General features: G+C 47.0%; 14 protein-coding genes and 1 pseudogene. All 15 read right to left on the bottom strand.

The window, feature by feature from the left end; translation table 11 throughout:
- Nucleotides 1-64: 64 nt before the first annotated feature.
- The gene (locus AD710_RS11975; RefSeq protein WP_049628119.1) at nucleotides 65-1,651 is read right to left on the bottom strand and encodes an alpha-glucoside-specific PTS transporter subunit IIBC; all 1,587 of its coding nucleotides are present in this window, start codon (nucleotides 1,649-1,651) and stop codon (nucleotides 65-67) included.
- Between the two features lie 16 nt (nucleotides 1,652-1,667).
- Nucleotides 1,668-2,429 carry a MurR/RpiR family transcriptional regulator gene (locus AD710_RS11970; protein ID WP_049628118.1) on the bottom strand — a complete coding sequence of 254 codons (762 nt, stop codon included), beginning with the start codon at nucleotides 2,427-2,429 and terminating at the stop codon, nucleotides 1,668-1,670.
- A gap of 67 nt (nucleotides 2,430-2,496) precedes the next feature.
- The gene (gene glvA / locus AD710_RS11965) at nucleotides 2,497-3,846 is read right to left on the bottom strand and encodes a maltose-6'-phosphate glucosidase (protein WP_049628117.1); all 1,350 of its coding nucleotides are present in this window, start codon (nucleotides 3,844-3,846) and stop codon (nucleotides 2,497-2,499) included.
- Between the two features lie 171 nt (nucleotides 3,847-4,017).
- On the bottom strand, nucleotides 4,018-4,200 hold the full coding sequence (locus AD710_RS11960) for a small acid-soluble spore protein H (RefSeq protein WP_016936743.1): 183 nt from the start codon (nucleotides 4,198-4,200) through the stop codon (nucleotides 4,018-4,020).
- A gap of 65 nt (nucleotides 4,201-4,265) precedes the next feature.
- Nucleotides 4,266-6,074: a sigma-54-dependent Fis family transcriptional regulator gene (locus tag AD710_RS11955; RefSeq protein WP_049628116.1), complete on the bottom strand. Its 1,809-nt coding sequence runs from the start codon at nucleotides 6,072-6,074 to the stop codon at nucleotides 4,266-4,268.
- 107 nt (nucleotides 6,075-6,181) lie between these two features.
- The gene (gene lpdA, locus AD710_RS11950; RefSeq protein WP_049628115.1) at nucleotides 6,182-7,561 is read right to left on the bottom strand and encodes a dihydrolipoyl dehydrogenase; all 1,380 of its coding nucleotides are present in this window, start codon (nucleotides 7,559-7,561) and stop codon (nucleotides 6,182-6,184) included.
- Nucleotides 7,562-7,575: 14 nt separating this feature from the next.
- Nucleotides 7,576-8,769, bottom strand: a complete 1,194-nt coding sequence (locus AD710_RS11945; RefSeq protein WP_049628114.1) for a dihydrolipoamide acetyltransferase family protein — start codon at nucleotides 8,767-8,769, stop codon at nucleotides 7,576-7,578.
- A 14-nt stretch (nucleotides 8,770-8,783) separates the two neighbouring features.
- Nucleotides 8,784-9,812, bottom strand: a complete 1,029-nt coding sequence (locus AD710_RS11940; RefSeq protein ID WP_016936747.1) for an alpha-ketoacid dehydrogenase subunit beta — start codon at nucleotides 9,810-9,812, stop codon at nucleotides 8,784-8,786.
- Nucleotides 9,797-10,817, bottom strand: a pseudogene (locus tag AD710_RS11935) (thiamine pyrophosphate-dependent dehydrogenase E1 component subunit alpha). Before AD710_RS11935 ends, AD710_RS11940 begins: the two are co-directional and overlap by 16 nt.
- 272 nt (nucleotides 10,818-11,089) lie before the next feature.
- Nucleotides 11,090-11,542, bottom strand: a complete 453-nt coding sequence (locus AD710_RS11930; RefSeq protein ID WP_049628113.1) for a DUF6884 domain-containing protein — start codon at nucleotides 11,540-11,542, stop codon at nucleotides 11,090-11,092.
- 184 nt (nucleotides 11,543-11,726) lie between these two features.
- Nucleotides 11,727-12,710 (bottom strand): tRNA dihydrouridine synthase, encoded by a 984-nt coding sequence (locus tag AD710_RS11925; protein ID WP_029575235.1) that lies wholly within the window; start codon nucleotides 12,708-12,710, stop codon nucleotides 11,727-11,729.
- Between the two features lie 962 nt (nucleotides 12,711-13,672).
- Complete coding sequence (locus AD710_RS11915; protein ID WP_049628111.1) at nucleotides 13,673-13,957, bottom strand: YfzA family protein; 285 nt, start codon at nucleotides 13,955-13,957, stop codon at nucleotides 13,673-13,675.
- Between the two features lie 62 nt (nucleotides 13,958-14,019).
- Nucleotides 14,020-14,163 (bottom strand): class III lanthipeptide, encoded by a 144-nt coding sequence (locus AD710_RS20360; protein ID WP_197083938.1) that lies wholly within the window; start codon nucleotides 14,161-14,163, stop codon nucleotides 14,020-14,022.
- 239 nt (nucleotides 14,164-14,402) lie between these two features.
- Nucleotides 14,403-14,534: a class III lanthipeptide gene (locus AD710_RS19860; protein ID WP_197083937.1), complete on the bottom strand. Its 132-nt coding sequence runs from the start codon at nucleotides 14,532-14,534 to the stop codon at nucleotides 14,403-14,405.
- A 141-nt stretch (nucleotides 14,535-14,675) separates the two neighbouring features.
- Nucleotides 14,676-14,807 (bottom strand): class III lanthipeptide, encoded by a 132-nt coding sequence (locus AD710_RS19855; RefSeq protein ID WP_197083937.1) that lies wholly within the window; start codon nucleotides 14,805-14,807, stop codon nucleotides 14,676-14,678.
- Between the last annotated feature and the right edge of the window lie 165 nt (nucleotides 14,808-14,972).

Genomic DNA, 14,972 nt, shown 5'->3' with positions numbered 1-14,972 from the left:
ACATAAAAAGAGCGCCGGATTAACAAGCGCTCTTCCCATTCTGCACATAGTCTGCTGCAGTATTTTAACCGTTCAATATTTTCTCGACACGCTCCCGCATTTGCGGAACGCTTAATCCGACAATGACCTGAAGCGCCTTGCCTTTTCTGACGACGCCGTGGGCTCCCAGCTCTCTGAAATCGGCATCACTTTTGACCTTTGATTCATCAGCGACAGTGACGCGGAGACGGGTGGCGCAATTGGTGACCTCCGTAATATTGTCCTTTCCGCCCAGCGCTTCAATATACAAAGCGGCTGTATCCCGTTGTGTTTCGTCTGCCGCCGCTGTTTCTTTTGAAGCCTGCTTCCGTTCTCTGTACTCCTTTTTCGAATAAAGCTTTGTTTCCTTTCCTTCCTCTTTCTCTCTGCCCGGGGTGGCGATGTTGAATTTGAGAATGAGGAAGCGGAAGACGAAAAAGTAAATGGCGGTAAAGCACAAGCCGATGATGATCTGGTATACATACGTCAAACCGTGGCTTGGCGCCAGCGGGATCCAGTTCAAAGTCGCCGCTTCAATCAAACCGCCGCCCATATTTCCGACGACGCCGGCCATATACATGACGGTCGCCATGGAAGCCGCAAGCAAAGCATGAACCGCAAATAAAAACGGCGAGATAAAAAGGAATGTAAATTCAATCGGCTCCGTAATACCGGCGACAATGGACGTCAAAGTGACAGGAATCAAAAGGCCGGCGACTATTTTTTTCTTTTCCTTTGAAGCCGTGGCGTAAAAGGCGAGCGCGATTCCCGGAATGCCGAAGATTTTCGAGTTGCCGTGAAGCGCGAAGCCCCCCTGCGGGAACAATTCTTTCAGCGGTTTGACGCTTTGGGAGTATTCTCCGAGATGCTGGGCCCAATAGGTGACGATACCGCCTTCAGCTACAGCCGGCCCGTAAACAAACGGTGAGTAAATAAAATGATGCAGGCCCGTCGGAATTAAAATCCGCTCCAAGAACGTGTAAATCCACACGCCGACCGCCCCGGAGGAAACGAGAAAGCTTTGCAGCGATCCGATTCCGGACTGAACCATCGGCCATACATAGGCCACCGCAAGTGAAATCGGTATCATAATGAAAAAAGAAATAATGACGATGTACGAAGATCCTTGGAAAATCCCCAGGAAATCCGGCAGTTTTTTATCAAAATAGCGATTGTGCAAGTAAACGACAATAGATGAAATAAAGATGGCGCCGATAATATTCGTATCAAGCGTTTTGATCCCGGCGATCATCGTCAGCCCGCTCGTTCCGCCGGCTTCCTGATTCATATCGACATGAAAAGCCCCGCCCCAAACCGTCAGAATCGCATTGATAAAGTAATTGAATGTAAGATAAACTGTAAGCGCTTCCAAACAAGCCCGCGCCTGCGCTTTTTTTGCTAAAGCGACAGGAATGCCGATCGCAAACAGGAGCGGCATTTGATTAAAGACGGTCCAGCCGCCCTGTTCAATGACATACCAGCATTGATACCAAAGCCCGTCAGGATCAGCCAGCGGCCCCATCAGCGTTTTATTTTTAAAGAGCGTACTCAGACCGACAATAATACCGGAAAATGCAAATAACAAAACAGGCACAAACATCGCGCTGCCGAAGCGCTGGACTTTTTGCATCATTTCACGTGACCTCCCGCTAGTTATCAAAATTTTCAAGCTCTTTATAATCAACATATGCACGGAATAACGCTTCGCCCACCAGAAAAAACGGGGCAAATGCGACAATTTCCGTTTTATCGCTTAACGTTACCGGCTTGCTGGTCGCATAAAGATTATACGGCGTCGTCTGCGCCAGTACGTTGTTTTTCAGATTGGTGATTGAAATGAACGGAACTCCCTTTGCGGACAAGGTCCTTGCCTGCGGAATTAATTCGGGTGTTTCCCCGGATAAAGAAATAATGATGAATACGTCATCAACCGTAAAATCATCACACATGATATCAAACTCTGTGATGTCCTGTATTAAAATCAAATACTTCCGCCGGGATACAAACATCCGCTGCAGCTCGCGGGCGCACACCCTTTGAGCCGTGCCCGATCCGTAAACGAAAATCCGTTTTGCTTCATCTATCAGCCGGCACATCTCCGTCATATCTTTTGACTTTACGTATTTTACGTTGGCTTCAATATCATCCAGCAGCTTTTCAAACGTCATATTCTCGCCTTCTTCAGGCTGATCCTCCCATTTCAGAAAAACCCGGAATTCACTGTAGCCGCTGAAGCCGAGCTTTTGGGCGAGCCGCAGGATCGAAGACCGAGAGACATTGCAGGCTTTCGCCATGTCATTGATACCGAGATGGTAGCACGTATGCTTATTGTTCAATATATATTTTAAAATATAAAAATCGTTGTCATTTAATTTCGCGTAATGCTGATTAACCAGTTCTTCAAGACTCATCCCAAAATCCCCCCGTTTTCTTTCTATTATATAGAATAACAGATAAAGAAAACGGGGAAGATTGTCATCAGGAAATATGAGACGGACTTACATCAAGCTCAGGCCAGTAATCCTTATTAGCCTCCATCAGATCTTCAAGAATCAGTCTTGCCACACGGGCATTCGGCACTGTTTTTGACAGGATCAGCGCCTGCCACAGCTTTTGAAAGGACCGCTCTTCCCATGCTTCAGCCGTCAGTTTTTCGACAGATACCTGCTGTTCCATCAGGCCTTTTTGAAATTGCGGAATATTCCCGACGGAGAGCGGTTCCGGTCCGTTTGAACCTACGAGACAAGGAATCTCAACCATGGCTGACGGATCAAAGTTTGCGATCGCGCCGTTATTTTCAACGATTAACAGCATTCTCTCGCCGGTATTGTAAGCGATGGCCCGGGCAAGATCGACGATATAGGAAGCATGGTCGTCAATTGTAATTTCACTGTTTTCCGATGACTGCTCGCTCGTAATCATATCGCATTGGCTGAAAATGAAAGCTTCGCGCCCTTCCATGACTTCGTTGGCTCTCGTATGATTCGGATTTGATTTTTTCACCATATCATCCGGGAATAAGTAATATTGCAGATATGTGTTCGGAAGCGTATCCGGATCGGCCGCCTGAACGTCGCGCGCCTTTTTGAAGGTGTCATTCCAGCTTGCTTCGGTCTGTTCAGCCTCCGTCTTCGGAACGTAGCCGTATTCACGGACATGCTCCTTCAGCTTCGGCATTAAATCATTGCCCTCTCGATCCGTGATGGACGTCCACCAGCCAAAGTGGTTCAAGCCGTAATAACGGACCTTCATTTCTTTTCTTGAGGATAATCCGAGAATGTTCGCCATGCGATCCTCAATTCCGACCGGCATGTCGCAAATGTTCAATATTTTTGAATTCGGTCTGAGGCGCCGTGTCGCTTCGGCCACAATCGCCGCAGGATTGGAGTAATTCAGCATCCATGCGTCAGGCGAGTACGTTTCCATATAATCAAGGATTTCCAGAACGCCGCCGATAGACCGCATACCGTATGCAATTCCGCCCGGCCCGCATGTTTCCTGCCCGACGACACCGTACTTCAGCGGGATTTGTTCATCCAGCGCGCGCATCGCATATTTCCCAACGCGGATATGCGCCATGACGAAATCAACATCCGTAAAAGCCGTCTCCGGGTCATCAGTCGCCAAAAATTCAATGTCCGGCGCTTTTTCTTTTATGAATACCTCACACGCACCCGCAATCCGCTCCTGCCTTTCTTTATCATTGTCATAAAGTTTCAGCTTTCTGATCGGAAACTCTTCCAGGTGATTCAAAAGCATTAATACAATTCCGGGGGTAAATGTGCTGCCGCCGCCTGCAATAACGATTGAGAATGATTTGTCTGTCATGTGAAGCCCTCCTCTGATAACGTTTACATTTTATTTATATCATGAGAACGGCTTCTCTGTACCGGGTTTATGGGAGTTAGATCATTTAATCATTTTTAGTTATTTTTCTCAAAAAGCGGGAAAGTTCTCACAGGAACAAAAAAGGCCTGCTGTGATCAGCAGACCTGTGTCTCAAAAATGCTCTTGTAAATCAGAAAGCTGCACTTCCTGCTCAAATTGAGGATTTCCGATCGGAAAAATCCTGGCCGTTTCCTTGTCCTCGTTGACATGCTGAATATAAATGGGGACGCCTTCATATGTCACATACGCCATGGCAGCGGATTCAGCAATGTCTTTCGCACGCTGTGTGTTCACGTCTCAAACCTCCTTTGGGCCTCACACATAACGTGTCCGGCAGCCAAGAGAAGTATGCTTGTTTCTTACAATTGTCCGGCGGTGAGTTTGAATTTTTTGAGGCGTTTGTAAAACGTGCTCCGCGGAATTCCCGCCATTTTGGCGGCCAGCGTGACATTTCCCTTTGCCGATTCAAGCGCGTTTACGATGATGTTTTTCTGAATGTGCTCCCGGATGGAAACAGGGGGCGCTTCTTCTTGGCTAAAAGACTGAGACTCTTCTGTGAGGCCTGACGCTTCAAGCAGAGATGGGAGAGGGCGCCCTGACAGCCTTCCGTCCGGGAACATGACGGACAGACGTTCAAACACATTAAACAATTCTCTGATATTCCCCGGCCATTTGCGGTTCTTTAAGATGTCTAAAAAATCATCAGGAAGCTCTCCCGGCCAGCCGCGGTTCCGCTGAAATTCAAAGAAGAGGCCGGGAATGTCTTCAGTGCGTTCTCTTAATGGCGGGAGATGGATCGGACAGACGTGAAGCCGGTAAAATAAATCCTCTCTCAGCTTTTTGCTTTCAACAAGCTGTCTCAGATCAGTGTGGGCGGCGGTGATGATTCTGATGTCAACGGGAATTTCTTTCGTCCCGCCGATCGGAGTGACCTTCCGTTCCTGCAGCACGCGTAACAGAGCGACCTGCATGGAGTGTGATATTTCTCCGATTTCATCGAGGAAAAGTGTGCCTTTATCAGCTTTTTGCAATGCGCCGATCTGTCCTTTCCGTTTGGCTCCGGTGAAGGCGCCTTCCGTGTAGCCGAACAGTTCGCTTTCAATCAGCTTCTCGGGGACCGCTCCGCAGTTCACTGCGATAAACGGGCTGTTTTTTCGGGAGCTGTTGTTATGAATCGCCCGGGCGGCAACCTCCTTTCCCGTACCGGTTTCTCCGGTCAGACAGACGGTTGCGTCCGTTCGGGCGACAAGCTCCAGCTGCTGCAGCATATGTCGGGATGACGGGCTTTCTCCTGCCGCGCCATGAAATATAAAAGACGGCTTTTCTTCTCGTTTGGTTACATAGAAGCATGTGAAGCCGTTCTCCTCCCGTTTCGCCTGCTTGGTCTGAAAGCCCTGTTCCTCAAGCTCGCGCAGCATATGCCCGGTTAAATGCTGAACGGGACGGCTTGCGGCGATAATCCGATTGATCTCATTGCAAAGCACGATCGGTTCATGAGACTTGGTGAGTTCCTCAAATTTTCCGATCATATCAAGTTCTGTCATCTTCATCTTTAAGGCGAGCTCCCGTTCCGCCGTATAAGCGATGGAGGAAGCAATTCCGAGCATAAATGGCTGAGCGCGGGCGGCAGGGCAGGAAATATCAATGACACCGGCCAGCCGCCCGTCTTCATAACGGATCGGAGCGGCGGAACAGCTCCACTGATGGGAAGCGAGCGAATAATGTTCAGAGCCGTGTATCATGACCGGTTCATTCGTATAAAGGGCCGTCCCGATCGCATTCGTGCCGACCGCCGTTTCCGTCCAGCAGGCGCCTTTTAAGAAATTGATGCGGTTCGCTTCATGAATGGTGCGCGGGTGGCCGTTAACTGAATGGACAACGCCGTCGGCATCAATCAGGAGAACCATCATTTCCATTTCCCGCATCGCCGTCTTCATTTTTTCTGCATGCGGCGACGAGGCCGCCAAAAATAACGCATGCTTCTCGGCCTGCCTTTCTAAATGATCTGCCGGCATTACCTTCGGCCCCTTTTCCAGATAAGGGTTGACGTCGGCTTTTTTGCAGCGGTGCCATGAGGCTGCAATCCGCTTCTGAATACGGGATTCATCAAGCACGCCTTCTTTCACAAAGCGCTTCCAGGTTTTAAAATCATTCCGAATGACATTCATCGTATCCGCTCCCCCCTGTTCAGACCATCTTTTCATATATTGTAGGGGAAAAGTAAAGCGCTTTCAATAAAAAATACCCCTTCTCAGTCTGAGAAAGGGTATCCCGGCTACACGGAATGCACCGCAAGTCCGGTGACATTCAGCAGAGCCTCCTGAAGTGTTTCCGAAAGAGTGGGATGCGCGGCGATCAAGTGCTCTGACATATCCGCCGTCATTTCACCGTTCATCAGCATGACCGCCTGGCCGATCAATTCTGTTACGTCCGGTCCGATCATTGACACGCCGACGATTTCTCCGAATTCCGGTTCGGCAATGATTTTCATTTTGCCGCCGTGCTGATGTTTAATTAACGCTTTTCCGTTAGCGGAAAATGAGCATTCTCCGATTTTTACGTCTCCGTATTTCTCTCTCGCCTGCGTTTCCGTCAGTCCGACAGCTGCCATTTCCGGCGATGTATAAATACAGCGGGGCACCGCCCGCATATCGACTTTGCTGTCCTTTCCCGTGGCATGCGAAGCGGCGGTGATGCCTTCATGAATAGCGGCATGCGCCAGCTGCATTCCTCCGGCCGCGTCGCCGCATGCATATATATGCGGCACATTTGTCTGCATATGGTCATTGACTTCAATGCCGCGCGGAGAATACAGGATGCCTGCCTGCTCCATGTTCAGCTTTTGCAAACGCGGTTTTCTGCCGATTGCAACCAGAATGTGATCAGCCCGGGCCTCAATTTCTTTGCCGTCTTGTGTCCACACAGCAGTTTTCCTTTCTCTGTCAATCCGCTGTAGGGCGGCTTTCGTCTGAATATCAACCCCGCTCTCTCTTAAAGAGTCTTCAAAAGCGGCCGCGATTTCTCCGTCTTCTGCCGGGAGCAGCCTGTCAGCCGATTCAATCACCGTTACTTTCGTTTTAAACCGGCTGAATAAAGATGCAAACTCGCAGCCGATTACACCTCCTCCGACAATGAGAAGAGAAGAAGGAATGTGCTGCAAAGAAAGCGCATCTTTGCTGTCGATCACCCAATTGCCGTCAAAAGGGGCAAACGGCAGCTCCGCCGGTTCAGATCCGGATGCAATCAATATCCGGTCCGCTTCCAGAATGTCTTTTGCTCCTTCTTCTTCTTCAATCAGCAGCGTCTGATCTGTGAGAAATGAAGCAGTCCCGCGGATGACTTTAATCTGATTTGCTTTCATTAAGTATTGAATTCCCTGCACGAGCTGGCTGACGATTTGCCGTTTGCGCCCCTGCATGCGGGCCCAATTGAGTGTAATGTTTTGCGGGAGTTCGATGCCGAATGTATCTGCGTGCCTGATTTTATCAAGCACATTTGCGCTTTCCAAAAGCGACTTTGTCGGGATGCACCCTTCATTGAGACACGTACCCCCGAGCGGTCCTTTGTCTATCAGGACGACTTCTGCTCCCCTCCGCGCGGCAGTCACGGCTGCTGCATATCCGGCCGGCCCGCCGCCGATAATGGCTAGTTTCATTTCTTCACCTCTCTCTATAAAATCAATCCGGCAGGCTCTTCAAGCAATGTTTTGACCGTTTTCAGGAAGTCCGCAGCCGGGGCGCCGTCACATACTCTGTGATCAAAAGTAAGGCTCAGCGGCAGAATGGTGCTTTTGACAAGCTCATCTCCTTTGAACACCGGCGTTTCATAGCTTGCGCCCACCCCAAGAATACCGGCTTCAGGCGGGTTTAGGATCGGGGTGAAATGCTCCACTCCGTAACCCCCGAGATTCGTAATAGAAAATGTCGATCCGCGAAGGTCATCGCCGGAAGCATTGCCTTCCCGCGCCCGCCGTGCAGATGTGCTGATGTGATCCGCAAGCTCAAGGAATGAGAGCTTTTCCGCATCCCGGATCACCGGCACGACAAGGCCGTTTTCAAGCGAAACCGCCATCCCGAGATGGACATATGGATAGGTGATGATCCGCTCCTCTTGATAAGAGCTGTTCAGTTCAGGATGCTGTTTCAGCGCAAGCACCGCCGCCCGGGATACGAAATGTGTGACCGTCAGCTTAACTCCGCTCCGCTTTTTCGCACTGTCGGCGAGCTGCCGCTGCCATTTCAACAGCTCTGTAATGTCGGCTTTCATGGTCAGCGTCAGCTGGGCGCTGTTTTGCAGGCTTTTGTGCATTCGGTCTGCAATCACTTTTCTCATCGCTGAAGCCGGTTTTCCCTCCGGCTGTGTCGTCTGAACCGAAGACTGCGGTTCAGCTTCCGTCTTCATGGCTTTGATGACGTCAGCTTTTACAATTCGGCCTCCGGGACCCGTCCCGTTCAGCGTATCAACTTTCAATCCGGCTTTCTCGGCCATTTTTCGGGCAACGGGAGATATTTTCACGCGGTGTTTCCGCTTTTGCCCGGCTTTGGGAGCGGGAATATTTTCAGGTTCAGCTTGCGGTTTCCCTTCATTTTCAGGCGCCGGTGTCTCTTTTTCCCGCACTTCTTCGCCGTTTTCCCCGATATAACAGATGGCCGTTCCCGGCGGAACTCCCTCTCCCTCTTTGACTTTAATATGAAGAAGCGTGCCGCTTTCAGGCGCTTCAATGTCCATTTCTATTTTTTCAGAGTTGATGCTGGCGATGCTTTCTCCCTTTTCAACCGGGTCGCCGACTTTTTTATTCCAGACGGATACTTCACCTTTCTTCATCGCCATTCCAAGCTTCGGCATCACTACTTTTACAGCCATTCTTTATCCCTCCTTTAATACGCCAAAGGTTCTCCTAAAAGCTCAAGCGTCTCATTTACGATACGGGCCGGCGCCGGAAGATAAATATCTTCTAAGACCGGTGAAAACGGAACAGGCGTATGCGGGGCCGTGATTCGTTTTATCGGTGCGTCCAGCAGGTCAAAGCCTTTATCCGCAGCAAGCGCCGCGATGTCTGTCGCAATGCTGCAGCGCGGATTGGCTTCATCAATAATGATCAGCCTGTTTGTTTTTTCAAGTGACGCAAGGATAGCCTCTTCATCAAGCGGGGACAGACTGCGGGGGTCAAGCACCTCTGCTTCGATCCCTTTTTTCGACAGCTCTTCCGCGGCTTCCAGCGCCGTATTCACCTGCTTGCCGACTGCAAAAAGTGTCACATCGCCGCCTTGGCGTTTAATATCGGCTTTGCCGAGCGGGATCGTATAATATCCTTCAGGCACCTCGCCTGTCATGCTGTAGGACGTTTTGTCTTCAAAAAAGAACACCGGATCATTGTCCTCAATCGCAGCCAGAAGAAGTCCTTTTGCATCATACGGATTTGAAGGGACGACGGTTTTCAGGCCGGGAATGCTTGTAAACAGAGCATACATGGCTTGAGAATGCTGGGCGGCCGCTCTGAAACCCGCTCCGTAAGTCGTACGCACTGTAATCGGCACCTGGGCTTTCCCGCCGAACATATAGCGGAATTTTGCCCCCTGATTAAGCACCTGATCAAAGCAGGTTCCGATAAAGTCATTGAACATCAGCTCGGCAATCGGTCTGAGTCCGGTGGAGGCCGCAGCCATGGCCGCTCCCATGTAGCCCGCTTCAGAAATCGGCGTATCAAGCACCCTGCTTCTCCCGAATTCCTGAACAAGCCCCTTCGTCACACCAAGCACGCCGCCCCACGCTTCATCATTCTGCAAATGGTCGACATCCGCGCCTCCGGCCACATCTTCACCGATTAACAGCACATTTTCATCTCTTTGCATCGCAAGTCTCATCGCTTCATTGATTGCATCGGACATGCTCACGATTCTTGCCATTTCAACATTCCCCCTTTTTTAATAGCTCACATACACATCAGTCAGAAGCTCAGATTCGCTCGGATACGGGCTTTTCTCACTGAAAGAAACCGCTTTTTCAACCGCTTGTTTCACATTGTTTTCAATATCGGCAAGCTTTTGTTCCGCTGTCTTTTCCTGAAGCAGATATGCTTTAAAAGCGCTGATTGCATCACGGTCTAAGTGATCCGTCTTTTCCTCTTTCGGCTTATACGTCTGGGCGTCTCCTTCGAAGTGGCCGTAATTTCTGTAAGTCATGCATTCAATTAATGACGGCCCTCCGCCGTTTCTCGCCCGCGTGACCGCTTCTTCTGCGGCTTCATAAACGGCCAGCACGTCTTTTCCGTCCACAGTTACGCCGGGCATCCGGTAAGCCGCCGCTCTGTCGGCAATAGAATCACAGGCCGACGCGTACGAAAACGGCGTCGCTTCTCCGTAGCCATTGTTTTCTGCGATAAACACGACAGGAAGATTCCATACAGCCGCTAGATTGAGCCCCTCATGAAACGTACCTTGGTTGTTTGCGCCGTCTCCAAAGAAGCAAACGCTTACATTATTAGTCCCTTTATATTTAGCTGTCAGCGCTGATCCGCAGGCAAGCGTAAATCCTCCGCCTACAATTCCGTTTGCGCCGAGCATGCCTTTATCCAGATCTGCAATGTGCATAGAACCGCCCTTGCCTTTACACAGTCCGGTCGCTTTCCCGAATATTTCCGCCATCATACCATCCAGATCACAGCCTTTGGCGATACAATGGCCATGTCCCCTGTGTGTGCTCGTAATGCTGTCTCCGTCATTCAAATGAGCGCACACCCCTGCAGCTACCGCTTCCTCACCGGCATACAAATGGACGAATCCTGGAAGCACTCCCTGCGCGAACAGTTCATGGACTTTGTCTTCAAAGCCCCTGATTTCCAGCATCTTTTGGTACATCCACAGCGCTTTCTCCTCAGTTAATGACAAGCCTTCTCGTTTTAACAATTCCATTTTTTGTGCGCCTCCTTCTATTTAGGGTTCATATTTATAAATGCAAGAAGTGTGCCAGCTTTTAAAGCCCGTAAAATCAATGTTTTTATTTTATACTGTGAGACAGTTTGGTACAGGTGTCTCATTTTGTCTCGATCTATATCCATTTGTCTCGTTTTCAGGCATACAAAAAAGACCGGACATCACCCGGTCTTTGACAATGATCGACGTATTTATTTCCTCGGAAATCTTTTAACAGCTTCATACTTCTGCACTGCTTGTCTGAATGGCTGTTACAGTTCATGCTTTTCTTCTAGAGCCTTATTCAGCGCTTGAAGCATGTAGCCAATGCCTTTGTACGATGACAGTGGCCAGCTGACATGCTGATGCTCTCCGATGACGGCGTTTAGGACGCTTCGGTATTTTTTCCCGCCAAGCATGACAATTTCAACGGTGTCAGAAAAGCCTTTTTCACAAAATTGGCGCTGCAGCTCCTCCGCTGCCATGATCTCCGGATGACCGGTTCCAAAAGTGACATCGTAATTTCCGGGAACCATATCATCCGGACGAAGGAATCCGTGTTTTGCCGACAAAATCACCCACTCATCGAAAAAAGCTTTCGCGTATCGCTCGCATGCCTGATGAAACGGGCTGAGATAGGCGTCCTCCGCCTTTACCGGCACTGTATCCGGATTGATGTCCCAGATTTTTTTCTTGCCGCAGGGGATAATGCACAGTCGTTTCATTTTTCTCTCCCCCTTTATGCAGTTTCTCATATCAATGTACCATTATCTGCTGATTTACGCATGATAAAACGTCAGGGGAACGGGACATAGATCTGCTTTCTGTAATCAGGGTGCAGGCGGTGGAAAGGCTGCACACAAAAAGACCCGGAATTCATAATCCGGGCCAGATGAGGAATTGTTTATGTCACTCTTGCTCCATCCCATCAAGATACTTTCTCTCAAAGTTATCGAGCAATGCACGCACTTCATCTGTTGACTTTGTATTCATGCATTGATTTCTTAATTCACTTGCTCCCCGGAATCCGCGGAGATAAATCTTGAAAAAGCGAGGGAGCGGTTTGTATGCTCTAGCTTCTTCTTTTGAATATTCATCATGAAGATCCAGGTGCAGTCTCAAAAGATCAAGCAATTCCTTACTGCTATGCTCTTTCGGCTCCTTTTCAAAGGCGAATGGATTTGTAAAAATGCCTCGTCCAATCATAATCCCGTCAACACCGTATTGTTCGGCAAGCTTTAACCCGGTTTCCCGGTCAGGAATATCCCCGTTGATCGTCAAAAGGGTATCTGGCGCTATCTCGTCACGAAGTTTCTTGATTTCCGGGATGAGCTCCCAATGCGCATCTACTTTGCTCATTTCCGCTCTGGTACGCAGATGAATGGAAAGGTTAGCAATATCCTGTTTCAATACGTGTGTCAGCCAGCCGCGCCATTCGTCTACATCCGTGTAGCCAAGTCTGGTCTTCACACTTACCGGCAGTCCTCCCGCTTTTGCTGCCTGTATTAATTCGGCTGCAACTTCAGGACGGCAGATCAGGCCGCTTCCTTTTCCGTTCCCCGCCACATTAGGCACAGGACAGCCCATATTGATATCCAGCCCTTTAAACCCTAATTCCGCCATCCCAATACTCATTTGGCGAAAGTTTTCAGGCTTATCTCCCCATATGTGGGCTACCATCGGCTGTTCATCCTCTGTGAAGGTCAAACGGCCGCGCACACTATCCTTCCCATCCGGGTGACAATAGCTTTCTGAGTTTGTAAACTCTGTGAAAAACACATCAGGCCTGCCAGCTTCACTCACAACATGGCGAAAAACGACATCCGTCACATCTTCCATTGGCGCCAGTACAAAAAATGGCCGCGGCAATTCACGCCAGAAATTATCTATCATAACAAATTCATATCCTTTCATTAGGGAATACGGCTGCATCATTTATTAAAAAACTGACCATGCTTTCCTTTTACACTTATAGCACGCGAAAGCATTTCTTATCAAACGATAGTAAATTTTGAACATTTCACTTTTTACACGTAAAAAAGTGAAAAAGCAAACTGAAGCAGAACACATTAATTGAGTTAACGTAATAGACTATCGCTATAGTCATCCCCATACCGTTCATTTCGGATCAACTTAGTCAAACTCCTTAACCTTTAATAGGTTCTAAGAGAAAAAGTGTGATGATTAACTGCACCTTATTTATATTGTGGTTTATTAATATTAGCGCTGACCTTCATCTTTCGTAGCGGCCTTACTTATGAACTTTTTGGATAAAAAGGATTCCAGCCTAAATAGAATATCATATGAGTTCTCCCTATTACCAATGCAAAATAATTGTCCTGTTATCGAAGATAAAATATTTTACGCTGCACCATATCCGTATATCAATATCATAATTTCAAGAAATTATTTGATTAAGCAAATGGGGCTGGGGAGGGGGGTATATCTGAGTACTGAAGAGAATGTAAAAAGAAAAAGCCTTAACTTACCGCTTGTGAAACACATGGAGTAATGAGGATAGGATGGGATGGGAAAATAAACTCGAACTTAACAAATTGCAAGAACTTCAATCTCATTTGGGATTTGCTCATCGTTTAGAAATAACCAACGCAACAAATGGCAACCTGACAAAGATTAGTTATGACTTATAAACAAAATATCTGCATAAAAAATTAATAATTACTTTTATAAGACGCTTCCAGAAATCACCCATATATGTTTGGATAAGGTTTCGATTTGGTAATCCTGATCCAAAACCAATAAAATAGACTGCTGACTAAGTGCCGCAGTCTTCATTCATAAGATTAATAAGAAAGTTTCTTTCATAATTAAATAACGCATCAGAAGTTATTGCTTTAATTTCGAATATCCTTTGTTATACCTGTGATGATTTGTATAACAGTGAAAACCCCCAAGAAAGCAGTGACAATATTAAACCATGGATTATCATAGAATGAAAGATATTTTTGAAAGAAATCCAGTTCAACTATATTTGCTGGGAATCCATTCATTTCTCTATACTTAGGACCCCATCCCGTTAATTCTACAAAATTAAAATAAAGCTGTGAAACTAAAAATGCCAAAACCGTGTGAAACCAACTTCTTTTATAAAACGGTCGTTTTTTGTTTACTTTATCCATTTAATTATCAGTTTCCTTTTCTGCAATACTTTTTAGCCAAGTGTCCATCTTAAATCATTATATTATGAAGCATGATTGTCGCAATAATTACTTATTAAGGATATAACCATTGTAGGTATTACTGTAATAGTTGTTATCGTTGGTCCTATTTGCGGTTCCACCTCGGAACTATTATTTAATTGTTGTAATGCTAATACGTTATTCATTATTATTCCTCCATTCTTCATTTAATAAAATTAAATTTTTGAATTTAGTCCTACATATAAATTAAGAACTAAGCCACTTCATTCATTTTCCATTGACAATAAATAAGAAGTATGGGATAGTGAAAAGAATTTATATGAAAACTTTTTTAGAAACAGGAAAAGGATTGGGGTCCTTTTCCTGTTTAGGCTTTCATATAATGTGTAACGACCAAGCATACTTTTTTAGTGTGTTTGGTCTTTTATCCACAGTTGTTGCTAATAGTAGATGTGCCAACTACCGTTGTGATCAGTGTAAGTAAGCCGCCTTTGCCTTTTGAAGCTTCTACGTCAGATCCTTCATTCATTTGTTGAAGTTCCAATACATCTCTCATTCGATTTCACTCCTTTTTATCATTTATTACAACTATTGCTAATAGTAGATGTATCGATGAGGGTTGTCAAGAAGTGTCCACCCAGCTGTTTCTACTTCAGCACTAGAAGTACGCAGAAAATTTTTTGTTATATTTGGTCTTTTATCCGCAGTTGTTGCTAATAGTAGATGTGCCAACTACCGTTGTGATCAGTGTAAGTAAGCCGCCTTTGCCTTTTGAAGCTTCTACGTCAGATCCTTCATTCATTTGTTGAAGTTCCAATACATCTCTCATTCAATTTCACCTCCTTTTTATTATTTATTACAACTATTGCTAATAGTAGATGTACCGATGAGGGTTGTCAGAAGTGTCCACCCAGCTGTTTCTACTTCAGCACTAGAAGTACGCAGAAAATTTTTTTGTTATATTTGGTCTTTTATCCGCAGTTGAATAGTAGAT

This window comes from Bacillus sp. JFL15 (assembly GCF_001184225.1).
Taxonomy (GTDB): Bacteria; Bacillota; Bacilli; order Bacillales; family Bacillaceae; genus Bacillus; species Bacillus siamensis.
Note: the sequence above shows the minus strand (reverse complement) of the source record. Positions and strands in the feature narration are given on the sequence as shown.

Bases quoted from the DNA above. Each gene is read 5' to 3' on its own strand.
- AD710_RS20360 (WP_197083938.1), bottom strand. From the start codon at position 14,163: ATGAATAACGTATTAGCATTACAACAATTAAATAATAGTTCCGAGGTG.
- AD710_RS11940 (WP_016936747.1), bottom strand. From the start codon at position 9,812: ATGGCAAGAATCGTGAGCATGTCCGATGCAATCAATGAAGCGATGAGA.
- glvA (WP_049628117.1), bottom strand. From the start codon at position 3,846: ATGACAGACAAATCATTCTCAATCGTTATTGCAGGCGGCGGCAGCACA.
- AD710_RS11945 (WP_049628114.1), bottom strand. From the start codon at position 8,769: ATGGCTGTAAAAGTAGTGATGCCGAAGCTTGGAATGGCGATGAAGAAA.
- AD710_RS11975 (WP_049628119.1), bottom strand. From the start codon at position 1,651: ATGATGCAAAAAGTCCAGCGCTTCGGCAGCGCGATGTTTGTGCCTGTT.
- AD710_RS11955 (WP_049628116.1), bottom strand. From the start codon at position 6,074: ATGAATGTCATTCGGAATGATTTTAAAACCTGGAAGCGCTTTGTGAAA.
- lpdA (WP_049628115.1), bottom strand. From the start codon at position 7,561: ATGAAACTAGCCATTATCGGCGGCGGGCCGGCCGGATATGCAGCAGCC.
- AD710_RS11930 (WP_049628113.1), bottom strand. From the start codon at position 11,542: ATGAAACGACTGTGCATTATCCCCTGCGGCAAGAAAAAAATCTGGGAC.
- AD710_RS19855 (WP_197083937.1), bottom strand. From the start codon at position 14,807: ATGAGAGATGTATTGGAACTTCAACAAATGAATGAAGGATCTGACGTA.
- AD710_RS11925 (WP_029575235.1), bottom strand. From the start codon at position 12,710: ATGATAGATAATTTCTGGCGTGAATTGCCGCGGCCATTTTTTGTACTG.
- AD710_RS11915 (WP_049628111.1), bottom strand. From the start codon at position 13,957: ATGGATAAAGTAAACAAAAAACGACCGTTTTATAAAAGAAGTTGGTTT.
- AD710_RS11970 (WP_049628118.1), bottom strand. From the start codon at position 2,429: ATGAGTCTTGAAGAACTGGTTAATCAGCATTACGCGAAATTAAATGAC.
- AD710_RS19860 (WP_197083937.1), bottom strand. From the start codon at position 14,534: ATGAGAGATGTATTGGAACTTCAACAAATGAATGAAGGATCTGACGTA.